This is a genomic window from Nioella sp. MMSF_3534 (assembly GCF_030732985.1).
Lineage (GTDB): Bacteria > Pseudomonadota > Alphaproteobacteria > Rhodobacterales > Rhodobacteraceae > Nioella.
In genome coordinates this window covers 15,183-37,823 of record NZ_JASHJX010000001.1, presented here as the reverse complement: position 1 = coordinate 37,823, position 22,641 = coordinate 15,183, and the positions used below count along the sequence as shown (strand labels likewise).

At 63.8% G+C, this 22,641-nt stretch carries 14 protein-coding genes; 8 read left to right on the top strand and 6 right to left on the bottom strand.

The window, feature by feature from the left end:
- Window positions 1-104 precede the first annotated feature (104 nt).
- The 6 genes from RBB16_RS00140 (at window position 105) to RBB16_RS00115 (ending at window position 8,411) form a co-directional block, all read left to right on the top strand.
- Window positions 105-3,368, top strand: coding sequence for an AsmA-like C-terminal region-containing protein (locus RBB16_RS00140; RefSeq protein ID WP_306044183.1), 3,264 nt, complete (start codon window positions 105-107; stop codon window positions 3,366-3,368).
- A complete protein-coding gene (gene queA, locus RBB16_RS00135; protein WP_306044182.1) occupies window positions 3,365-4,429 on the top strand; it encodes a tRNA preQ1(34) S-adenosylmethionine ribosyltransferase-isomerase QueA in 1,065 nt (354 codons plus the stop codon). Before RBB16_RS00140 ends, queA begins: the two co-directional genes overlap by 4 nt.
- Window positions 4,430-4,518: 89 nt before the next feature.
- Window positions 4,519-5,820: an MFS transporter gene (locus RBB16_RS00130; RefSeq protein WP_306044181.1), complete on the top strand. Its 1,302-nt coding sequence runs from the start codon at window positions 4,519-4,521 to the stop codon at window positions 5,818-5,820.
- A gap of 37 nt (window positions 5,821-5,857) precedes the next feature.
- Entirely contained in the window at window positions 5,858-6,448 is a 591-nt protein-coding gene (locus RBB16_RS00125; RefSeq protein WP_306044180.1) for a DUF924 family protein, read from the top strand.
- Between the two features lie 135 nt (window positions 6,449-6,583).
- Window positions 6,584-7,978 carry a dihydrolipoyl dehydrogenase gene (gene lpdA, locus RBB16_RS00120; RefSeq protein WP_306044179.1) on the top strand — a complete coding sequence of 465 codons (1,395 nt, stop codon included), beginning with the start codon at window positions 6,584-6,586 and terminating at the stop codon, window positions 7,976-7,978.
- Between the two features lie 112 nt (window positions 7,979-8,090).
- Window positions 8,091-8,411, top strand: a complete 321-nt coding sequence (locus RBB16_RS00115) for a hypothetical protein (protein WP_306044178.1) — start codon at window positions 8,091-8,093, stop codon at window positions 8,409-8,411.
- 44 nt (window positions 8,412-8,455) lie between these two features.
- Here RBB16_RS00115 and RBB16_RS00110 read toward each other — a convergent pair whose 3' ends face one another.
- Entirely contained in the window at window positions 8,456-11,956 is a 3,501-nt protein-coding gene (locus tag RBB16_RS00110) for a VWA domain-containing protein (RefSeq protein WP_306044177.1), read from the bottom strand.
- Between the two features lie 84 nt (window positions 11,957-12,040).
- Window positions 12,041-12,403 carry a rhodanese-like domain-containing protein gene (locus RBB16_RS00105; RefSeq protein ID WP_306044176.1) on the bottom strand — a complete coding sequence of 121 codons (363 nt, stop codon included), beginning with the start codon at window positions 12,401-12,403 and terminating at the stop codon, window positions 12,041-12,043.
- 254 nt (window positions 12,404-12,657) lie between these two features.
- Between RBB16_RS00105 and uvrA the strand changes: the two genes are divergently transcribed.
- On the top strand, window positions 12,658-15,516 hold the full coding sequence (uvrA, locus tag RBB16_RS00100; RefSeq protein WP_306044175.1) for an excinuclease ABC subunit UvrA: 2,859 nt from the start codon (window positions 12,658-12,660) through the stop codon (window positions 15,514-15,516).
- A gap of 274 nt (window positions 15,517-15,790) precedes the next feature.
- Here uvrA and RBB16_RS00095 read toward each other — a convergent pair whose 3' ends face one another.
- A complete protein-coding gene (locus RBB16_RS00095) occupies window positions 15,791-16,960 on the bottom strand; it encodes a cytochrome P450 (RefSeq protein WP_306044173.1) in 1,170 nt (389 codons plus the stop codon).
- Window positions 16,961-17,113: 153 nt separating this feature from the next.
- Here RBB16_RS00095 and RBB16_RS00090 point away from each other — a divergent pair, with 153 nt between their 5' ends.
- Window positions 17,114-18,334: a DVUA0089 family protein gene (locus tag RBB16_RS00090; protein ID WP_306044172.1), complete on the top strand. Its 1,221-nt coding sequence runs from the start codon at window positions 17,114-17,116 to the stop codon at window positions 18,332-18,334.
- Window positions 18,335-18,379: 45 nt separating this feature from the next.
- Here RBB16_RS00090 and RBB16_RS00085 read toward each other — a convergent pair whose 3' ends face one another.
- The 3 genes from RBB16_RS00085 to RBB16_RS00075 form a co-directional block, all read right to left on the bottom strand.
- Complete coding sequence (locus tag RBB16_RS00085; RefSeq protein ID WP_306044171.1) at window positions 18,380-20,842, bottom strand: penicillin acylase family protein; 2,463 nt, start codon at window positions 20,840-20,842, stop codon at window positions 18,380-18,382.
- Between the two features lie 118 nt (window positions 20,843-20,960).
- Window positions 20,961-21,518 (bottom strand): YSC84-related protein, encoded by a 558-nt coding sequence (locus RBB16_RS00080; RefSeq protein ID WP_306044170.1) that lies wholly within the window; start codon window positions 21,516-21,518, stop codon window positions 20,961-20,963.
- A gap of 120 nt (window positions 21,519-21,638) precedes the next feature.
- Entirely contained in the window at window positions 21,639-22,550 is a 912-nt protein-coding gene (locus tag RBB16_RS00075) for a lysophospholipid acyltransferase family protein (protein ID WP_306044169.1), read from the bottom strand.
- Window positions 22,551-22,641 lie beyond the last annotated feature (91 nt).

Genomic DNA, 22,641 nt, shown 5'->3' with positions numbered 1-22,641 from the left:
TCGGCGGGAATCTGCTATCGGCGATTTGCAAGCTAGGATAAATCCGGCGAAGATAAACCCTGAAACCGACCGAAATCCTCCGGCAGATCGAGCGCGCAGAACTCATGTCAGACACCGGCCCAGACCCAGAGCCGCGCCGCCGCAGGCGACGAGGCCCGCTGCGCTGGATCCTGCGTGGGCTGGCGCTGCTGGTCCTGCTTCTGGCGGCCGGTATCCTGTTTCTGGCCTTTCCGCCGAATGGACGCGCAGTGCCGTTGCCCGAATGGTCCCGCGTCAGGATCGAGGCGGCGCTGGATGCCTCCATGCCCGGCGGGCAGATCACCGTGGGCGAGATCGGCCTGTCGCTGTCACGCGGCACCTTGCAGCCGCGAATCCGCTTTACCGAAATGCAGCTCAGCGACGGGGATCGCCCGCGCGTTGTTTTCCCGGTGCTACAGGTGGAACTGGACCGCGCCGCTGCCCTGCGCGGCGAGATGCGTCCGCGGCAGGTCTCGGTCGGAGGGGCGGGCCTGCGCATCCGGCGCGATGCGGATGGCAGCTTCGATCTTGCCTTCACCGGGGCGGAAACCGGCGAGGCCCGCGACCTGGCCCAGACCCTTGCGGGCATCGACCGGATGTTCCAGCAGACGGTGTTTTCCCGGCTGGTCAGGGTGGTCGGCGAAGACATTACGCTGGTGATCGACGACATGCGCAGCGGCGACACCACGCGGATCACCGGCGCCACGCTTGCCCTTGTGCCCGAAGGCGAAGCGCTGGTCCTGTCGGTGGCCGGGCAGTTGGACGGCAGCGAGGGCGGCGCGATCGAGCTGACCTTCACCCGCCGCGCCGAACTGGGCGAGACCGAATTCACCGGCGCGTTCAGCAATCTGCAAAGCGCCGATATTGCCCGCGTCTCGGACGCGCTGACCTGGCTGACCCTGGTCGAGGCCCCGATGTCCGGGCGGCTGTCCACGGTTCTGTTCGATGACGCCTCGGTCGGCACGCTGTCGGGAACGCTAGCGGTCGGTGCGGGCCACGTGTCCCCCGGCGGGGCTGTCGATCCCTTGCCCCTGAACGGCCTGAACCTGTCCTTCGACTACAATGCCGGCGACGCCCGCATGTGGATCGAGGACTTCACCCTCGACGCCCCGGCACTATCGGCCCGGATCACCGGCCATGCCACGCTGCTGGACGGGCCGGTCTATGTGTCTCAGTTGCAGCTCAGCCAGATCACCGCCGATCCGCCGGGCCTGTTCGAGGCCCCCGTCAGCTTCGCGGGTGGTGCTCTGGATATGCGGTTGCAGCTGTTTCCCTTCGTTGCCATGGATTTCGGACAGGCGGTGCTCTTTGACGAGGGGTTGCACCTGACCGCGCGAGGCCGCGTCGCGGCACAGGAGACGGGGTTGGCGGTTCGGCTGGATGCCGAGATCCCCCAGCTTGACGCGCAGCGGGTGGTGCCGCTCTGGCCGGTGGCGCAAATTCCCAATACCCGCGACTGGCTGACCGAGAATGTCATTTCCGGCAGTCTGGGAAATATCCACGCCGCGCTGCGCATTGCGCCGCAAACCGACCCGCAATTCGGCCTGACCTTCGATTTCGAAGGGGCCGAGGTCCGCGCCATACGCGACATGGCCCCGATCCAGCAGGGACGCGGCTATATGGATATTTCGCGCAACGTCCTTTCCCTTGCGCTGCACGAGGGCCATGTCACCGCACCCAATGGCGGGCGGCTGGATCTCGCGGGCAGCCTGATGCGCATCGACGACACCCGCGTTGCCTATTCTCCGGCCAGTTTCGATCTGCAGATCGGCGGGCCGATTTCTTCGGTCCTGACACTGATCGGGGCCGATCCGTTCAACCTGCTCGACCAGTTTCCCTATGATCCGGGCATGGTCGCCAGCGGGCGGGCCAATCTGGACGTATCACTGGCGATGGAGATGCGGCCCCGGATCATGCCGCAGGATGTGACCTTCCGGATCGGAGGCACCCTGCGCAATGTCCGCTCCGACCAGTTGGTGCCCGGACAGGACTTGCGGGCCGCCGCGCTGAACATCACCGCCGACAATGACACCCTGGCCATCGGCGGACCTGCCCGGCTGGACGGGCTGCGCGCCAATGCCACCTGGCGTCGGGCGCTTGGACCAGACAGCACCCCGGCCAGCTCCGTGCGCGGCACCGCGACCCTGACGCCCGACGCCCTTGCGCAGTTCGGGGTGATCCTGCCGGACGGCATGCTGCGCGGGCAGGGCGAGGCGCGGTTCGACCTCGCGCTTGACCGGGGGGAACCGCCGCGCCTGTCCGTCAGCTCCGATCTGGCCGGGCTTGCGATGAGCGTGCCGTCGCTCGGCTGGTCCCTTCCCGCAGCCAGCACCGGCCGGTTGGAGGCCGATCTGATTCTGGGCGACGCGCCGGATGTTCCGAGACTGGAGATTGCCGGCAACGGGTTGACGCTGGCGGGGGCCGTGCAGATCAGCGACGAGCAGCAATTCGAGCGGCTGGAAATCACCCGCCTGTCGCTGTCCGACTGGCTCGACATCACCGGCGCGCTGGTCTCCCGGGGCGCGGGGCGCACACCTCAGATCAACGTCACGGGCGGCACGGTGGACCTGCGCGGCCTGCCCTCGGGTGGCGCGGGAACCGGCCAGGCCCTGCCGCTCAATATCCTGCTCGACCGGCTGGAGATCACCGACAGCATCTTCCTGACCAATCTGCGCACGGAGCTGTCAGGCACCTCGGTCAGCGGCGATTTTCGCGGGTTGATGGGGGGCGCGGTGCCGGTCAGCGGCACGGTGCTGAGCGAGGCAAACGGCACCGCCCTGCGCCTGCGCTCCGACGATGGCGGCGCGGTGCTGCGCGCGGCGGGCATCTATCAGAACGCCTATGGCGGCGCGATGGACCTGATCCTGCGCCCCCGTCCGGGAGAGGGCAACTATTCCGGCCTTCTGACCATCGACAACCCCCGCTTGCGCAATGCGCCCGCCTTTGCCGAACTGCTTTCGGCCATTTCCGTCGTGGGACTTCTGGAACAGATGGTCACCGGCGAAGGCATCGGCCTGGGCGAGGTGCGCGCGGCCTTTACCCTGTCGCCGGACGCGCTTGTCATCCAGGAGGGTACGGCGCTCGGGCCGTCGATGGGGCTGTCGCTGGACGGCACCTATGACCTGCGCGCGCGCTACTATGATTTCGAGGGCGTCGTGTCGCCTTTATATATGGTCAACGGGCTCGTGGGCGGGTTATTCAGCCCGCGCCGTGAAGGGTTGTTCGGCTTCACCTACCGCCTGACGGGCACGCCCGAGGACAGCAGCGTGTCGGTCAACCCGCTTTCGGTGCTCACCCCCGGCATCTTCCGGGAAATCTTTCGCCGCCCGCCACCGGAGCCCGCTGAATGACCCTCGACGATTTCGATTTCAACCTGCCCGAGGGGCTGATCGCGACCCGCCCCGCCAAGCCCCGATCCTCGGCGCGGCTGCTGCATGTCGCGGGCAATCTTATGCAAGATTTGCGCGTCTCGGACCTGCCAGACCTGCTGAGCGAGGGGGACCGGCTGATCCTGAACGACACCAAGGTGATCCCGGCGCGCCTGTTCGGGCAGCGCTGGCGCGACAGCCAGCAGGGGCGTGTTTCGGCGAAGATCGAGGTCACGCTTCTGGAACCGCAGGCCGATGGCAGCTGGTCGGCGCTGGCCAAACCCCTGCGCAAGCTGGCGCTTGGAGAAACGGTGAATTTCAGCGATGACCTGTCAGCCGAGGTGGTGGGGCTTGAGGACGGGCTGCGGCTGCGGTTCAACCTGTCGGGCGCCGATTTCGACGCGGCGCTGAACGAGGCAGGCGCAATGCCCTTGCCGCCCTATATCGCCGCCAAACGCCCCGCCGATGCGCGGGACAAAGAGGATTACCAGACGATCTGGGCCCGCAATCAGGGCGCCGTCGCGGCCCCCACGGCCTCGCTTCATTTCGACGAGGCGCTGATCGAGGCGCTGAAGGCCAAGGGCATTCAATTCACCTTCGTCACCTTGCATGTGGGCGCGGGCACCTTTCTGCCGGTCACGGTCGAGGATGTCACCACCCACAGGATGCACGCCGAATGGGGCGAAGTGACCGCGCAGGCTGCCGCCGAGATCAACGCCACCCGCGCCGCTGGCGGGCGCATCATCCCCGTTGGCACCACGGCGCTGCGCCTGATTGAAACCGCCGCCACCGAGGATGGCACCATGCAGCCCTGGCAGGGCGACACCGATATCTTCATCTACCCCGGCTACCGTTGGAAAATCACCGACGGGCTGATGACCAATTTCCACCTGCCGAAGTCCACGTTGCTGATGCTGGTCTCGGCGCTGATGGGCTTCGATCTTGTAAAAGAAGTCTACGCCCATGCCGTTGCTGAAAAGTACCGATTCTTCTCTTATGGCGATGCATCCCTACTTTTCCCGGAAAATGCCGCAAAAGGTTGATAGCGTGACCTGATAACGTCGCTTTTTGGCGGTGTTGGCGCATCCAGCACTGTCATACACGACAGAACGACGAGCGGTGGAGCAGCGCCATGAAACAGGTCATCGCAAGCGCGTGGGCCATTCTTCTCGGGTTGATGCTCTTGCAGGTTGGCAATTCCCTGCAGGGCTCTCTGATGGGTGTGCGCGGCGGCATCGAAGGCTTCACCACCTACCAGCTGTCGCTGATTGCCTCTGCCTATTTCGTCGGGTTCCTGGGCGGATCGCGCCTTGCACCTCATATGATCCGGCGGGTGGGCCATGTGCGGGTCTTCGCGGCGCTCGGGTCGTTCATTTCGGCGGTGCTGATCCTCTACCCGGTTCTGACCGACGCCTATGCCTGGATGGTGCTGCGGGTGATCATCGGGTTCTCGCTGTCGGGCGTCTACGTGACCGCCGAAAGCTGGCTCAACAACTCCGCCACTAATGAAACGCGCGGGCAGGCGCTGTCGGCCTATATGCTGGTGCAGATGGTCGGGCTGGTGCTGGGGCAGGGGCTTTTGAACTTCGGCGACCCCTCGGGTTTCGTGCTGTTCATCATCCCCTCGGTTCTGGTGTCACTGTCCTTCGCGCCGATCCTGCTGGCGGTGGCGCCCACACCGGCCTTTGAAACCACCCGCCCGATGAGTCTTGGGCAGCTCTACCGCAATTCGCCGCTCGGCTTTGTCGGGATGATCCTGATGGGCTTCGTCTTCTCGGCGCAGTTCGGCATGTCGGCCGTCTACGCGACCCAGGCGGGGATGAGCGTGCGCGAGATTTCGATGATGGTCTCTGCCTTCTTCGTGGGCGGTATCGTCTTTCAGTACCCGATCGGCTGGCTGTCGGACAAGATGGACCGCCGGATCCTGATCTTCTTCGTGGCATTGGCCGGGGCCTGTTCCGCGCTGATCGGGTTCCTGTTCGAAGCCACATTCGAGGCGGTATTGCTGTCGGCGCTGCTGACCGGCGGGCTGGCGCAGCCGATGTATGCGCTGCTGATCGCCTACACCAACGATTATCTGGAGATCCAGGACATGGCCGCCGCATCCGGCGGGCTGATCTTCATCAACGGGCTTGGCGCCATCGCCGGCCCGCCCGCCGTGGGTTGGCTGATGGGGATGACCGGGCCAAGGGGGTTCTGGTTGTTCCTTGCGATCACCCTTGCCATCATGGCCGTCTATAGCGGCTGGCGGATGACACGGCGCCAGTCGGCCTATGCGGCCGAGGCCGAAGATTACGACGCGGTGCCCTACACGCCGATCATGCCGACCGCATCCATGGTCGCCGTGGAAACCGCGCAGGAACTTTATGCCGAAGCCTCGGAAGAAATGGCCGAGGATGGCGACACAAGGGAGGAGAGGCCCACGGGCATCTAGGCCCGGGGTTTGAGGCAGAAGGAAGGAGAGCACTGCCATGACAGACCGATTTGAGGATGTCCTGACATTCTGGCTGGAAGAGGCCGGACCGGACAAATGGTACATGAGCGACGAGGCGTTCGACGCCGAGATCCGCGACAGGTTCCTGCCGCTCTGGGAAGAAGCCGCAGCAGGCAAGCTGAGCCACTGGACAAGCCACCCGCGCAAGGCGCTGGCGCTGATCATCGTGCTGGACCAGTTCCCGCGCAACATGTTCCGGGGCCAGGCCAAGGCGTTTTCGACCGACAGCAAGGCCAAGGCGGCGGCGTGCTATGCGCTCAAGCAACGGTGGGACGAACGGTTCGACCAGAACACGCGGCAATTCTTCTACCTGCCCTTCATGCATTCCGAGGCCCTGACCGATCAGGATCATTCCGTGCGCCTGTCCTGTCAGAAGATGCCGGATCAGCGGGAAGACAAGCTGCCCCATGCCATTGCGCATCGTGAGATCATCCGCCGCTTTGGCCGCTTCCCCTATCGCAACGAGGCGCTCGGGCGGACAAGCTCGGATGCGGAAAAGGATTTCCTTGAAAACGGCGGATATGGCAAAGTGGTGGAAGAGGCCCGTGCCGCCGCGCTTTGTAAGTAGTTTAATCATTAAACATACAGCTCGCCCGGCGCGGTAGATCTGCGTTGTGCGCAAAGCTGCCCTGCGCTGTTGGGCTTGTTTTGCGCGCATCAATGGTTTAACGTTAAACAAATTTCGACCGGAGGAGTGGATACAGTGGCGGCTCAGTCTTTTGATACAGTTGTAATCGGGGCAGGCCCCGGCGGCTATGTGGCGGCGATCCGCGCCGCACAGCTTGGCCAGAAGGTCTGCATCGTCGAACGAGAGCATATGGGCGGCATCTGCCTGAACTGGGGCTGCATTCCCACCAAGGCGCTGCTGCGGTCCTCCGAGGTGTTCCACCTGATGGAACGGGCCAAGGAATTCGGACTGAAAGCCGACAATATCGGCTATGACCTCGACGCCGTGGTGAAACGCTCTCGCGGGGTGGCCAAGCAGCTTTCCTCCGGCATCGGCCACCTGATGAAGAAGAACAAGGTGACCGTCATCATGGGGTCCGCCACCATCCCCGCAAAAGGCAAGGTGAAGGTGGAAACCGACAAGGGCACCGAAGAGCTCACCGCCAAGAACATCGTTCTGGCCACCGGCGCGCGCGCCCGCGAATTGCCGGGGCTGGAGGCTGACGGCAATCGCGTCTGGACCTACAAGGCCGCGCTGCAACCGCCGCATATGCCCAAGAAACTGCTGGTCATCGGATCGGGCGCCATCGGCATCGAATTCGCCAGCTTCTACAACACGCTCGGCGCCGACACGACCGTGGTCGAGGTCATGGACCGGGTGTTGCCGGTAGAAGACGAGGAAATCTCGAAATTCGCCAAGAAAGCCTTTGAAAAGCAGGGGATGAAGATCCTGCAAAAGGCGATGGTCAAGCAGCTCGACCGCGCCGCCGACAAGGTCACCGCCCATATCGAGATCGGCGGCAAGGTCGAAAAGCACGACTTCGACACGGTGATCTCCGCCGTTGGCATCGTCGGCAATGTGGAAGGTCTGGGGCTGGAGGCGCTCGGCGTCAAGATCGACCGCACCCATGTGGTGACCGACGAATACTGCCGCACCGGTGTGGATGGTCTCTATGCCATCGGCGACATCGCCGGTGCCCCCTGGCTTGCCCACAAGGCCAGCCATGAAGGCGTCATGGTGGCAGAGCTGATCGCGGGCGGTAAGCCGCACCCGATCAAGCCCAATTCCATCGCCGGTTGCACCTATTGCCACCCGCAAGTGGCCAGCGTCGGCCTGTCAGAGGCCAAGGCGAAAGAGGCCGGTTACAAGGTCAAGGTCGGCCGCTTCCCCTTCATCGGCAACGGCAAGGCAATCGCACTTGGCGAACCCGAGGGGCTGATCAAGACCGTCTTCGACGAAAAGACCGGCGAGCTTCTGGGCGCGCATATGATCGGCGCGGAAGTGACGGAACTGATCCAGGGCTATGTCATCGGCCAGAAGCTGGAAACCACCGAGGAAGACCTGTTCGAGACCGTCTTCCCGCATCCCACCCTCAGCGAGATGATGCACGAGGCCAGCCTCGACGCCTATGGGCGCGTGATCCATATGTGATTGCCGAAGGTGTGCAATGTGAACATGCCGGGGCAGGATTTGTCCCGGCCCGTTTCGTATTTGTGCCTCATTCCTATGTTCCTTTGCCCCTTACAGCAGAGGACCAGATTACATGTCACAGCAAACCGACTATATCGCCGAAGCCCATGCCCGCGCGCAGCTGGAACGCGAAGCGCTTGACCGGCAGATCGAGAATGACCGGAACAGGGTTCGGGTGTCCAATGGCGGGTTTATCAGCAATTCCTCTGCCGTATGGGACGCGTTTTGCGAGGCCGCTGCACATGCGTTAGGCGAGCTTTATGGCCGGTTGGTCGTCGGATTCGGTGCGGTCGCAGCCGTCGCCACTCTCTTCAGCCTCAACATGGGTGGGGCGGCTTTGCTGTTGCTGGCGATTCTCGTGATCGCTTTCCTGTTGATGCACGGAGCGGCCTGAAGCGGGCCAAGCCGGGCCTATCATGGCCCGGCCATGACCTATGATCAGGGTGCCATCACCGTGAAGGGAACCGAGGCCAACACCCGCCGATCCTGGTTCATCACGTAGCGGATTTCATACTCGCCGGGTTCCTCGGGCAGGTCCAACCGCAGCGGGTTGCCGTTTCTTGTGTAGCTGTATTCCTCGTGCCCATCCTCGCCGGCGCGCGCAATGGCAATGAAGTCGTTGCGATAATCCGGCCCGTTATGGCTGACCATGATGGACCCGCCCGCAAGGCCGCTGCTTGCGGTGTCCAGCACCACCTCGATATCGCTTACCGTGATCGGCACCCGCGCCTGAATGCTGCGATCCTGGTTCACATAGTAGCGGATCTCGTAGCTGCCCGGTTCCGAAGGCATTTGCAGCCGCGCCGGGCTGCCATCGCGGGTATAGACATAGGTTTCATAGCCGTCATCAGAAGGCACAGCCGCGGCAATGAAGTCATTGCGGTAATCCGGCCCGTCCCAGGTGACCAGGATGGTTTCGCCAATACGCGCGGTTTCAGGGGCGGTCACGGTGACGGACAGGGCCGTTACCTCGATCTCGCGCCGGGCAATCACGGTCCGATCCTGATTGACGAAATAGCGGATCTCGTAGCGTCCCGGCGTGACCGGCATTTCCAGCCGGGCCGGGCTGCCGTCGCGCGTATACGCATAGTTCTGATACCCGTCCGGATCGTCCAGCGCGCCGATCCCGATGAAATCGTTGCGATAATCCGGTCCCGTCCAGGTGACATTGATCGTATCGCCCGCCGCTGCGTTTTCGGGGGCTTCGATGCTGGCCGAAACCGCGGTGACGGTGATCGGATGACGCCCGATCACGGTCCGATCCTGGTTGACGAAATAGCGGATCTCGTAGTCGCCGGGCTCGGTCGGCATCAGCAGCCGGGCCGGGCTTCCGTCACGGGTATAGGCGTAGTTCGTGTAGCGGTCGGGTTCCGCCATCGCGCCAACGGCGATGAAGTCGTTGCGGTAATCCGGGCCTTCCCAGGTCACCAGCACGGTTGACCCCGCTTCGGCGCTGTCAGGCGCCTCCAGACGGGCACCCACATCGGTCACGGTGATCGGGTGGCGCGCAATGACCGTCCGGTCCTGATTGACGAAATACCGGATCTCGTAGTCGCCCGGCTCCGTCGGCATGACCAGCGCAGCAGGGCTTCCGTCGCGGGTATAGGCGTAGTTCGAATAGCGGTCGGGTTCGTCCATCGCGCCCACGCCGATGAAGTCGTTGCGGTAGTCCGGCCCGGTCCAGTGAACCTGCACCGTGGACCCGGCCTCAGCGGTCGAGGGGGCCTCCAGCGTTGCAATCACATCCGTCACGGTGATGGCGTGCCGGGCAATGACCGTGCGGTCCTGATTGACGAAATAGCGGATCTCGTAGTCACCCGGTTCCGTTGGCATCACCAGAGCGGCGGGGCTACCGTCACGGGTATAGGCGTAGTTCGTGTAGCGGTCGGGTTCCGCCATCGCGCCCACGCCGATGAAGTCGCTCTGATAATCCGGCCCGGTCCAGATCACTTGAACGGTCGACCCTGCAACGGCCGTTTCCGGGGCCTCCAGCGTCGCCGACACGGCGGTCACCGTAATCGCATGGCGGGCAATGACCCGGCGGTTCTGGTTCAGGAAATAGCGGATCTCGTACTCACCGGGTTCCGTCGGCATCACCAGTGAAGCGGGGCTGCCATCGCGGGTATAGGCGTAGTTCGTGTAGCGATCCGGTTCCGCCATCGCGCCCACGGCGATGAAGTCGCTCTGATAGTCCGGCCCGGTCCAGAAGACCTGCACGGTCGATCCCGCAACAGCCGTGGCCGGGGCTTCGATCGTGGCGACGATATCGGTGACCTCGATCTGCCGCGTCCCGATCACCTCTTCATCCACCTGCATCAGATAGCGCAGCTCATAGATGCCCGGCTCGCTCGGGGCCTGCAGGCTGACGGGGTTGCCCTCGCGCACGAAGGTGCGGCCAAGGGTGCCGGTTTCCCCCGGCTCTGCAATCACGATCTGGTCAGGCTCATATCCCGGCCCGGTCCAGCCGACGGCAAAGGTGCTGCCGATCTCGACAGTGTCCGGGGCCTCCAGCGTGGCGGTTGCGGGGGTGACATCCAGAATCCTCGTGGCCAGCACCCGCTGCGTGACCCCGTCGATATAACGAAGCTCATACTGCCCGGCCTGAGAGGGCACGCGCAGGGGCAGGGGATTGCCCTCGCGCACGAAGGCGCGGGTGGCGTTTGTCTCGTTCGAGGGCACCACGGCGGCGATCACGTCATTTTCGCCGCCCGGTCCGTCCCAGGTCACCTCAATGGTCGAGCCTGCCACGGCGCTCAGCGGTGCCTCCAAAGTGGCGGGCAGGGGAAGGGCGCGGATGCTGCGTTCGGCCAGCACCCGGTTCATCGCCGGATGCACATATTGCAGCAGGTAGTCGCCCGGTTGATCGGGCAGCGTCACCATCAGCGGATTGCCGTCGCGCGGGAAGACCTGCACGAAGCTTTGCGACCTGTCGGCGGTGGCCAGCAGAATATAGTCCTCCGCCGCGCCGGGACCGGTCCAGCCCACGGGAACGGATGTGCCGATCACAGCCTCCTCCGGCGCGGTCAGGCTGGCCTCTGGCACCAGTTCGGGCAGTTCGAAGATGAACTCCTGCGGGCCGGGCAGGGCGACCGTGATCGGGCCGCCATGCTGCGTGCCGGTGGCCACGCGGGTCAGCCAGACCTGGTAGTTGCCGGGCGGCAGAATCGTTTCGATCATCGGTTGTTGGGACCGGTCATAGACCACCGCCCCGTTCTCGTCGAAAATCTCCCAGATCAGGGGCGAAGTGGGTGCGGTCTGCCCCGGCATCACAACGGCGCGCAGGGTCGTCCAGACCATCGGCGGCGGGGTCGGGGCCACGGCCACCTGGCTCAGCGCGTCGGCCAGTTCCTCGGCATTCGATGCGGTCAGGAACTGCCCGCCGGTGTTTTCGGCCAGACATTGCAGCTCGGCAATGCCCTCGGGTTCGTCCACGTCGAAGCCGATCACATGGGCGGTGAAATCAATGCCCGCCTCTTCCAGCGCACGCCCGACGGCGCAAGGGTCCGCATCGCAGGTTTCGCGCCCGTCGGAAACAAGGATCACCGTCGCCGCGTTTTCAGTATAGCGCAGTTCCTCGGCGGCCTGAATGACGGCGTCCGACAGGGGTGTGCGCCCCCTCGGGTTCACGGAATTGACGATCCGCGCAATCTCGTCACGGTTGTTCAGCCCCGGTGGCACCATGGTTTCAATGTCGGTGCAATCGCCGCGCCGGTTATGGCCGTACATGGTCAGCCCCAGTTCCATATTGTCCGGGATCTGTGTCAGGAGGTCGGAAATCACCTCTCGCGCGATGACGATCTTGTTCACCCCGTCGATCTGCCCCCACATGGAATTGGAGGCATCAAGGACAAGGATCGTGGCCGGATTGTTGTTGCTCTGCGCGGACACAGGTAGAACGGAGAGGAACGACAGCAGCAGGGCAGTAAGAAGCGTGCGCATGGGGCATCCCGAAACATGAAGGTAAAACAATACGCTCATGCTACGCGAAAAATGCGTCTCTCGCCAAGTGGTCAGTTGCGGGGCCTATCGCCCGACAGCGCCGCCCGCCATCTGCCAATGGGCCAGCCCGCCGAGATTGTAGACCTCTTCCAGACCCATCTGCCGCAGCATCCGAACCGCCATCTGCGACCGGCTGCCAGAGGCACAATAGAGCACCACGGGCTTGCCCGCCCGAAACTCCGGCAATTGCTCAGGCGAGGCCGGATCGGCCTTCATGCGCAGGGCGGCAAGCGGCACATGCAGCGCGCCCTTGGCTTTCCCGGTCGCTTTGACTTCTGCGGGTTCCCGAATATCGACGATGGTGATGCGACCTGCGTTCGAGTCGCTGACCGCCTTCTGCGGGTCATAGGCGAGGCTGGGTCCGTTTGATTGGAAGAAGCCGAACATGACAAATCCTTAATGGCTTAAATATTGCCAACGTCAACTAAGCTGTTTCTCCAAACTTATCAAGGGTCATCGTCGCAATCGCACTACAGATCGGCGAAATCACGCAGATGTGACGAAAACTTGTGCGGAGGGCTTCGTCCTGTGCTCTTGGAACATCAGCCTGCGAATAAAGTTCACATAATGTTCTTTCTTTTTGGTTGGAGACTCGGGCGCTCTCAACTATCTCTTAACCGACACATCCCCCGGGGGCAGGCATGGCCGAGCTGAAGAAGATCGAAGTGCGCGGCGCGCGCGAACACAACCTCAAGAATATCGACGTGGACATCCCCCGAGACGAGCTTGTGGTGATCACCGGCCTGTCCGGGTCCGGCAAATCCTCGCTGGCCTTCGACACGATCTATGCCGAGGGCCAGCGCCGTTATGTCGAATCTCTCTCGGCCTATGCCCGCCAGTTCCTCGACATGATGGAAAAACCGGATGTTGATCACATTTCCGGCCTGTCCCCCGCGATTTCCATCGAGCAGAAGACCACGTCGAAAAACCCCCGCTCCACCGTCGGCACGGTGACGGAAATCTACGACTATCTCCGCCTGCTCTTCGCCCGCGTCGGAACCCCCTTCAGCCCCGCCACCGGCCTTCCGATCGAGGCGCAGCAGGTGCAGGACATGGTCGACCGGGTCATGGCGATGGAGGAGGGCACGCGCGGCTACCTGCTGGCCCCCATCGTGCGCGACCGCAAAGGCGAATACCGCAAGGAAATGCTGGAGCTTCGCAAGCAGGGCTTCCAGCGCGTAAAGGTGGATGGCGAATTCTACGAACTGGATGAACCTCCCACGCTCGACAAGAAATTCCGCCATGACATCGACGTGGTCGTGGACCGGATCGTGGTCCGCGAAGGGCTTGAAACGCGGCTGGCAGATAGCTTGCGCACCGCGCTCGACCTCGCCGACGGCATCGCGATCCTCGAAACCGCGCCCCGCGAAGGCGAGCCCGAGCGCTTCACCTTCTCCGAGAAATTTGCCTGCCCGGTCAGTGGCTTCACCATCCCCGAGATCGAGCCGCGCCTGTTCAGTTTCAACGCCCCCTTCGGCGCCTGCCCCTCCTGCGACGGGCTCGGGGTCGAACTGTTCTTCGACGAACGCCTCGTCGTTCCAGACCAGACCCTGACGCTGGAAGACGGCGCGCTGGCCCCGTGGCGCAAGGGCAAATCCCCCTATTTCCTGCAAACGATCGAGGCCATCGCCAACCACTACGGCTTCGACCCCGCGACCCCGTGGAAGAAACTGCCCGCCAATGTGCAGCAGGTCTTCCTGCGCGGCTCGGGCGAGGAAGAAATCCCCTTCCGCTACGACGATGGCGGCCGCGTCTACCAGGTCACGCGCACCTTCGAAGGCGTCATCCCCAACATGGAACGCCGCTACCGCGAGACCGACTCTGCCTGGATCCGTGAGGAATTCGAGCGCTACCAGAACAACCGCCCCTGCGGCGCCTGCGGCGGCTACCGCCTGCGGGAAGAGGCGCTGGCGGTCAAGATCGCCGGCCTTCACGTCGGACAGGTCGTTCAGATGTCCATCAAGGAAGCCGCCCAATGGTGCGCCACGGTCCCCGACAACCTGACCAACCAGAAGAACGAGATCGCCCGCGCGATCCTGAAGGAAATCCGCGAACGGCTCGGCTTCCTCAACAATGTGGGCCTCGAATACCTGACCCTCAGCCGCAACGCGGGCACGCTCTCCGGCGGCGAAAGCCAACGCATCCGCCTTGCCTCCCAGATCGGCTCCGGCCTGACGGGCGTGCTTTACGTGCTCGACGAACCCTCCATCGGGCTGCATCAGCGCGACAATGACCGCCTGCTGACCACGCTCAAGAACCTGCGCGATCAGGGCAACACGGTGATCGTCGTGGAACATGACGAGGAAGCGATCCGAGAGGCCGATTACGTCTTCGACATCGGCCCCGGCGCGGGCGTCCATGGGGGCAGGGTGGTGTCGAAAGGCACCCCGGCCGAGATCGCCGCCGATCCCGCCTCGCTGACCGGCCAGTACCTCTCCGGCGCCCGCGAAATCGCCGTTCCCGCCACGCGGCGCAACGGCAACGGCAAGTCGGTCCGCGTCGTAAAGGCCAGCGGCAACAACCTGCAAAACGTCACCGTCGATTTCCCACTTGGCAAATTCGTCTGCGTGACCGGCGTATCCGGCGGCGGCAAGTCCACGCTCACCATCGAAACCCTGTTCAAGACCGCCTCGATGAAGCTCAATGGCGCCCGCCAGACCCCTGCGCCCTGCGAAACCGTCAAGGGTCTCGAACATCTCGACAAGGTCATCGACATCGACCAACGCCCCATCGGACGCACCCCGCGAAGCAATCCCGCCACCTATACCGGGGCCTTCACGCCCATTCGCGACTGGTTCGCAGGTCTGCCGGAAGCACAGGCGCGCGGCTACAAACCGGGCCGCTTCAGCTTCAACGTCAAGGGCGGGCGCTGCGAGGCCTGCCAGGGCGATGGCGTCATCAAGATCGAGATGCATTTCCTGCCCGATGTCTACGTCACCTGCGAAACCTGCAAGGGCGCGCGCTACAACCGTGAAACGCTGGAGATCAAGTGGAAGGGCAAGTCGATTGCCGATGTGCTCGACATGACGGTCGAGGACGCGCGAGAGACCTTCAAGGCCGTCCCCGCGATCCGCGACCGGATGCAAGCGCTCTCCCGCGTCGGGCTCGACTATATCAAGGTCGGCCAGCAGGCGACGACCCTCTCGGGCGGTGAGGCGCAGCGCGTGAAGCTGTCGAAGGAACTCAGCAAGCGTTCCACTGGCCGGACGCTCTACATCCTGGATGAGCCCACGACCGGTTTGCATTTCGAAGACGTCAAGAAACTCCTCGAAGTGCTCCATGAACTCGTGGACCAGGGCAACACGGTGGTGGTGATCGAACACAATCTCGACGTGGTGAAAACCGCCGACTGGATCATCGACATCGGCCCCGAAGGCGGCGATGGCGGCGGCACGGTGGTCGCCGAAGGCACCCCAGAACAGGTGGCCGAGGTTGCCGCCAGCCACACGGGCCGCTACCTCAAACCGATGCTTCAGGGCCGAACCCTCGCGGCGGAATAGCCCTTCTTCTTTGCCCAAATACTCCCGCCGGAGGCATCCCGCCCGCACCACGGGCCGTGCCACCTGATTTGACACGCCAATCCTCTCCACAATCCCGTGGCAACGCGGCCCGAGGAGGGCCCCGCAGGGGCTTGACGAGGGCCGCTCCCGGATCGACGCCGGCAGGCGGCGAAACCGCGTTTTGTCTGCACGGGGGGTGTACAGGGGGTGTACGGGGGGTGTACGCACGGCACCCCCCGATTTTCGCCGGAAATATCGCGCGGCGAAATCGCTCTCAGCGGGTCACCATCAGCCGCTCCAACCCGTGGAAATGATAGATATCCGCATAGCGCGGCACCCCCGCCAGCCGCAGTCCCGGACAGCGCTCAAAGAGGATCGGCAGCGCAATCTGCAACTCCATCCGCGCCAGCGGCGCACCGACGCAGAAATGCAGCCCGGCGCCAAAGGCCAGATGCGTGGCCGCGGCGCGTGAGGGATCGAAAATCTCGGGCGTGTCATTCACATGCTCATCATGTCCGACCGATCCAAGCAGCAGCCCGATCTCATCGCCGCGCTGAAAGACATGGCCACAAAACTCAATCTCTTCATAGGCATAGCGGGTGAACATATGCAGCGGCGGATCATAGCGCATGATCTCCTCGACCAGCGCCTCGGCATTGTCCTCCGGCACCACGCCGTTTTCCAGCATCGCCATCACACCATTGCCAAGCGTATGCACCGTCGCCTCATGACCTGCATTCAGCAGCAGGATGCAGGTAGTGATCAGCTCGTCCGTGGTCAGTCGCTCCCCGTCTTCTTCAGCCGCGATCAGGCTGGTGATCAGGTCATCGCGCGGGTCCTTGCGCCGCTGATCCACATAGCCGCGCATGAAATCCACGAAACCTTCCGTCGCGGCTACGGCGGCGTCCTCATCCTCGCGGCTGCGGCCCGCCATGTACATCTTCACCATGTCATTGGACCAGCTCAATAATTTCTCCCCCATCTCCTCGGGAACACCCAGAAGCCGGGCGATCACGGTGACGGGCAGCGGGCGGGCGAAGGCGTCGAGCAGGTCGAATTCTCCCTCTGGAAAGGCGTCGATCAACTCGTGGCAGAGGCTCTCGATCCCGTCCCTCAGCCCGGCGATCCGGCGCGAGGTGAAGGCGCGCAGAACCAGCGACCTCAGGCGCGAATGGCGGGGCGGCTCCAGTTCCAGCATGGAATGCGCCTCGACCGCGTAGAAGGGTTTCAGATGATCGGGGATGGGCCTGCGAAACTCCTCTGGCTGCTCACGTCCGAACCGACGGTCCCGCAGCACCGCGTTCACGGCCTCATGGGTGGTGGCGCAGGGCATGTTGTACTCCTCCCACCAGATCAGCGGTCCGGCCGCGCGGGCGCGGGCATAGAACGGGTAGGGGTTCTGAACAAAGTCGGGATCGGTTGGGGATTGGCTGAGGCGCTGCACGGGGTCTTGTCCTTGTCTGTCTCGAAGCGCCACTCTGTCCCCAATCCCGACCCGCTGCAAGCCGCGCGAAATCGGGGCTGGCATGAGGGCGGTCCTGGGCTAAGCTGCAAGGCAAGGGGTCCTTACCCGGAACCGGTTTGAGGAGGAATTTCCATGACCTATCGCACAAGTACCGCCCTTGCAGGCGCGCTGCTAACCCTGATGGCCTTGCCCGCCGCCGCGCAGGAGGCCGCCTGTGGTGCAGCCGTTCCGGCGGGTCAATGGGTGGGCGGCAGCGCCAGCACGTCCGATATCGCAACTGCCGCCGCGCCCTTCGACCTCGTGGGCGCGGTTCCGCCCGGCAGCTACCATGTGTCGAACTTCACCGTCTCGCAGCCCGTTCCGGTGCGGGTCGAAGCACAGGGCCAGTTCGGTGGCGATCCGGTGATCGAGCTTTATGACCAGTCCGGCACCATGGTGCTGACCGATGATGACAGTGGCGGCAACTGGGCCTCGCGCGGGGAGCTGACGCTTGCGCCCGGTACCTATTGCCTTGCCACGCGCAGCTATGGCGGCGGGCCGATCCAGGCCGATATCCGCGTGGGGCTGATCGACCATGCGGCGCTTACCATGGGCTCAGGCGGGTCCAACATCCAGGCCTGCACCGCAGGGACGCCCGCCACACCGCTCGGCAATGGCCCGATTGATCAGGCCGCAGGGCAGGAGGCACGGGCCACCAACACGGTGAACGGTGCGCCCTATTACCGGTTCACCCTGTCCTCACCGACGCCGGTGTCGATCCGCGCCGAGAACCAGAGTGCCGACCCTTATATCTATATCTACGACGCGCAGGGCCTGCTGCTGGATGAGAATGACGATTACAACAGCCTCAACGCCCGCGTGGATTTCCCCGAGCCGCTGCCCGCTGGCAGCTATTGCATCGGGATGCGGGCGCTGAACAATCCCGATCTGCCGGTCGAGGTCTCGGTCCAAGTCTATTCAGAGGCTAATATGATGCAGGATCTCTACGCCAATGGTGAGGCCAGCCCGCCGCCCGATGGCAGCGCCTTTCCGGTGGTGCAGCTTGGCGACCTGACCACGATGCTGATCAATGACGGCACGGTCGGCGCGGATGCCCGCTGGCTCAGCTTCACCGTGCCCGAGGGCGGATTGGTTCTGATCGACGCGGTCGGCATCGGCATGTCGGACCCGATGATCGCGCTTTTTGACGGGGTGGGCCGGGAACTGGCCTTCAACGACGACGCCAACAACTCACTCGATTCCCAGATTGCCGCGCGGGTGGCGCCGGGCACCTATATGCTGGCGGTGATGCAATACCATCGCCAGAACGGCGCAATCCGGGTGGCCATCGAACGCTACGTCCCGGCGAGATGACACCCAACCGTTACAAAAGCGAAAGCCGCCCTTCGGGGCGGTTTTCTATCTCGGGCTTAGCGTGGTGATGCCGATGTTTCCGGCGGCCGCAAGTTCAGGATCGAGCGACATCGGGATGTATTCCCCGCGCCGCCACAGTTCGCCCAGATTGTCGTAATAGCGGCTGAGGGGATGGCCCGACTGCCCGGTCGCGGTGATGAAGACGGAACTGTCCGGATCGGCGAAATCATAGACGCCGCGATAGCCAGCCGCATGAACATTGCGAAACGGCGTGGGCAGTTCCGCCGTCGTGCGGCCCCGATTGAGCGTATTGTCCCCGCCAGAGGTCGACTGGCGGATATTCACCGCCCACCCGAACAGCGACGTGCCGCCAAGCACCTGATGTTCATGCACCGCCTCATGGGCGTCGCCCCATCTCCAGGACGAAATGTTGCCGCCATATTCCTCGGTCAGGTATTGCAGCGCGTCGTCCAGAGCCATGCGGGCGATATCGGTGCAGGTTTCCTCGATGGTGGAGGGCTGCACGTCACACCAGTCGGACGCGCCGTCGATATCGCGATAGACGCGCTCGATGAAAATCGGCTCCAGCCGCTGAAATTCAGACGCCAGAAGCCCCAGCTCATCCTGCACCAGCCGTTGTTGCAAGGCGCGCATCCAAGCTGCGTAGATCAGCGGTTCCGGCAGATGCTCGTTCATCTCGCCGTTCCATGCGGCCAGCAGGTCGAGCGCTTCGCCGCGCCGCGCCTCGGGCGTGCCTGCGGGGGCGGCCTGACCGGTGAACCACAGCTCTCGTCCCACCAGCGGCAACAGGGTGCGCGCGGTTTGCGACACGGTGTCGAGCTGCGCCTCGATGAAGCTGTCGCGGGTGTGGACCTGCCGCGACTGCATCAGGTGTTCCCACCTGCGGATGCGTTGCGTGTCGCCCCAGGAATGGCTGACATGGAGCGGATATTCGCGGTCCACCATCCGGTTGTTCGTGTTGCCCAGAATGCCGCCCTCGGGGTCTTCGAAATGCGGGTTGGCGAAATACTGCGTGACGCCCTGCCAGCGTTCCTCGGCCACCCATCCGCGCGAGGGGATGCGGCCCTGCGTTTCGCTTTCGACCAGCCGCCAGGGCATATGGCCGATGACCTGCATGGCGATCCGGTCGCGGGTGGCGATGGTCAGGTTCTGCGAGGGGGCCACGAAATACTGCCCCGCGGCCTGCGCCTCTTCGATGGTCTGGGCTCGCATCAGCTCCAGCCCGGTGCGCAGCGAGGTGTTTTCGTCCGTGAACGCCGTCCAGGCCATCGACAGCACATGACCGGGCGGGGTGATCGTATCGAAATTCCAGTGGTGGCCGGGGATGACCGGGCCATTCTCGGTCCAGCGCAGGGTGATGGTGACCGGCGTGCTTTCGGCCACTTCGATGATGGTGCGGCGGGTTTCGAATTCGGCCCACCCGTCGGGCGTCCGGTATTCCTCACGGTTGTCGGGGTTTAGTTCTTCGATGAAGAGGTCGATGTCATCCATATAGGAGGAAGTGAGGCCCCAGCCGATCTCCTCGCCACGGCCCGCCAGCACGATTGGCATTCCGGGGACCGTGCCACCGATCACGCCGCCCGTGGTCAGTTCCAGCCGCGCCAGATACCAGATCGTCGGCGCGGTGAGGCCAAGATGCGGGTCATTGGCCAGCAGTGTTGCGCCTGTGGCGGAGCGCGAGGGAGCGGCAGCCCAGGCATTCGACGCGCCTGCCAGACCCGGCCCCATATTCGGGAACAGCGGATCGCGCGGGGCGGTATTGCTGGCCACATAGCGCGGCATGTCCGGGAACAGCGCCGCATATTCCGGCAGTTCCGCCACCGGTGCGCCGGGCGGATCGGGCAGGATATCGGCCAGTCTCGCGGGATCGTTCAGCATCAGCGAGGTGCGCGCGCGCAGCACTTCGGTTTCATGGTGACCGGCCAGTTGCAGCGCCATCATGTTCACGACCGCGATGGAATCGGCGGGTCGCCAGGGCGCAATCTCGGGCGAGAAGAGCAGCAGTTCCGGCGCGCCCCGGCCAAGCGCCTGATCGGCAACCTGCCCAAGCCAGGCGTTCACCCCGTCCGCATAGGCCTGCAGCATCGCCAGCGTTTCGGCATCCTGCGCATCGACCGAGCGACTGGCATGGCCGTAGAGGTCAAGCCTGCGCATCAGCTCATCCAGCCTGAGTGTCCTCTCACCAAACAGCTCCGACAGGCGGCCCTGCGCGGTGCGGCGGGTCATCAGCATCTGCCACAGCCGGTCCTGCGCATGGGCAAAGCCGAGCCCGTAGAACACGTCGTGATCCGTTTCGCCGAAGATATGGGGCACATTTGCATTGGTGCGCACGATCGAGACCGGCGCGTTCAGCCCGGACACCCGCCATTGTGCGTCATAATCGGGGATCGAGCGCGAAAAGATCCACCAGCCGACGAACAGGGTCAGCACCGTCAGCACCAGGGCTGCGGTCACGATCCGGATCATCCAACGCAGGAAGGGGGCCATTCAGGTCTCGTATCTCAGGGCGGCTCGTCAAGCGCCCGCACCCTAGCGAGATGCGCAGCGAATGCAACGAAAGAGGCGGCCACAAGGGCCGCCCCAGGCAGTCAAATTACTGTTTCCGTCAGGGAATGATGCGGGTGTAGCGCTGGCCTTCCAGCGTCGCCCCGGCAATCAGTCCCGCCTGACCGAAGACGATGGCCACAACCGGGCTGAGCAGCGCATTGGTGTCTGTACCGATATTGCCGCCCTGGGTGCTGACCGCGTAGCGCACGTCGCCGCCAACGGCCCACCCCGAGGAATAGCGGAAATCGCGCAGCGCTTCTTCGGTCATGAAGAACAGGGCATGGGCATATTGCTGTGCGCCGATCTGCAAGCCGAAGGTGGCGGAGGCGGAGGAGAAATAGTCGACCGTAGCGCCGTTGATCCGCAGAGCCCCGCGGCCATAGCCACCGCCGATCCCGAATCCTGCTTCGGTGATCAGCGGAATGATCAGCACGCCTTCGGCATCGCTCATCAGGTTGCGAGTGCCGGGAATATTGGCATACATGAAATCGATCGCGCTATCGACGCGGGCATCGATGCGGGAGGCTGCGTTGCTGCCAAGCCCGTTTCCGCAGGCCGAAAGAAGCGGAACGCTGGCTGCGCCCATGATCAAGCTGCGTCTGTTAAGGGTGCTCATTTTCTCTACCGCCTGTGTCTGTCCTCAGGATATTGGGCTTTTTCGCCCTTGATGCGCAAAATACGCATGTTTTCGCCTTGTGTCACGCCAATAGCGCCGGAAAGCGCAGGTTTTCGCCGATCACAGCCCCGCAGCGGCGCGGGCGGCCTGACGGTCCGGCTTCCAGCGGCGATGCACCCAGAACCACTGACCGGGCCGTTCGCGGACCTGGGCGCCGAGGCTGTCCATCAGGGCCTGCGTCATGGTTTTGGCATCGCTATGCGGCACGGGAGCCTCGAGCAGCACGTCGAAATCTATGCCGTTCTCAAGGCGACGCGCATAGATCGGGATGACCAGAGCGTTGAACTTCAACGCAATATCGCCGACCGACTGCGCCGTCGGGGCGGGTTTTCCAAGGAAGTCGACCACGACGCCATCGGCAAAATACTGGTCGATCAGCAGCGCCCCATGTCCACCCTCTTTCACATGGCGCATGAAATTGGCCAGCCCCCGGCGCCCACGGGCAAAGGCGGGTCCACCGACCGCCTCGACCGTGCGGACATAGTGATCGTTGAAATAGCCGTTGTTGAGCGGCCGGTAGAGCCCGCCAAGATTGTAGCCCCGCACATTCATCGCGGCGCGGGCGGCCTGGTAGTTTCCGAAATGTCCGGACACGAACAGGATGGGCCGGCCGTCTGCCAGGGCCTTTTGCGCCGGGTCCAGCCCCGGCCCATGCGTGGTCCAGGTGGCGGCGCGGGCCAGCTGATCTGAGGTGGCGTAGTTCTCGATGATCACCCGGCCCGCATTGTCCAGAACAGATCGGGCGATCCGGCGACGCTCACGCTCGGACATGTCGGGCCAGATATAGGCGAGGTTCTTCCGGGCGCGCCGGGTGTAGCCGGTCAGCGGCCCGACGAGATTGCGGGCGATCCAGCCCATGGTGGCAACACGCGCCCGATGCGGCAGCAGCAACAGCATGGCAATCACGGCCCGCGCGATGCGGTCCACGATCCAGTCACCCAAGGTGCGGCTTTGCTTGTCTTCTACGGCCATGGAGGGCAGCAATTCCTAGCAGGACGACCCATTCACGGGCCACCGGCGACCACACATAGACAGGGCGCGGGATGATCTCAAGCGGGCAGGG

Excerpts from the sequence above, each read along its gene's own strand:
- RBB16_RS00140 (WP_306044183.1), top strand. The coding sequence starts at position 105 with ATGTCAGACACCGGCCCAGACCCAGAGCCGCGCCGCCGCAGGCGACGA.
- queA (WP_306044182.1), top strand. The coding sequence starts at position 3,365 with ATGACCCTCGACGATTTCGATTTCAACCTGCCCGAGGGGCTGATCGCG.
- RBB16_RS00130 (WP_306044181.1), top strand. The coding sequence starts at position 4,519 with ATGAAACAGGTCATCGCAAGCGCGTGGGCCATTCTTCTCGGGTTGATG.
- RBB16_RS00125 (WP_306044180.1), top strand. The coding sequence starts at position 5,858 with ATGACAGACCGATTTGAGGATGTCCTGACATTCTGGCTGGAAGAGGCC.
- RBB16_RS00115 (WP_306044178.1), top strand. The coding sequence starts at position 8,091 with ATGTCACAGCAAACCGACTATATCGCCGAAGCCCATGCCCGCGCGCAG.
- RBB16_RS00110 (WP_306044177.1), bottom strand. The coding sequence starts at position 11,956 with ATGCGCACGCTTCTTACTGCCCTGCTGCTGTCGTTCCTCTCCGTTCTA.
- RBB16_RS00105 (WP_306044176.1), bottom strand. The coding sequence starts at position 12,403 with ATGTTCGGCTTCTTCCAATCAAACGGACCCAGCCTCGCCTATGACCCG.
- uvrA (WP_306044175.1), top strand. The coding sequence starts at position 12,658 with ATGGCCGAGCTGAAGAAGATCGAAGTGCGCGGCGCGCGCGAACACAAC.
- RBB16_RS00090 (WP_306044172.1), top strand. The coding sequence starts at position 17,114 with ATGACCTATCGCACAAGTACCGCCCTTGCAGGCGCGCTGCTAACCCTG.
- RBB16_RS00085 (WP_306044171.1), bottom strand. The coding sequence starts at position 20,842 with ATGGCCCCCTTCCTGCGTTGGATGATCCGGATCGTGACCGCAGCCCTG.
- RBB16_RS00080 (WP_306044170.1), bottom strand. The coding sequence starts at position 21,518 with ATGAGCACCCTTAACAGACGCAGCTTGATCATGGGCGCAGCCAGCGTT.
- RBB16_RS00075 (WP_306044169.1), bottom strand. The coding sequence starts at position 22,550 with ATGGCCGTAGAAGACAAGCAAAGCCGCACCTTGGGTGACTGGATCGTG.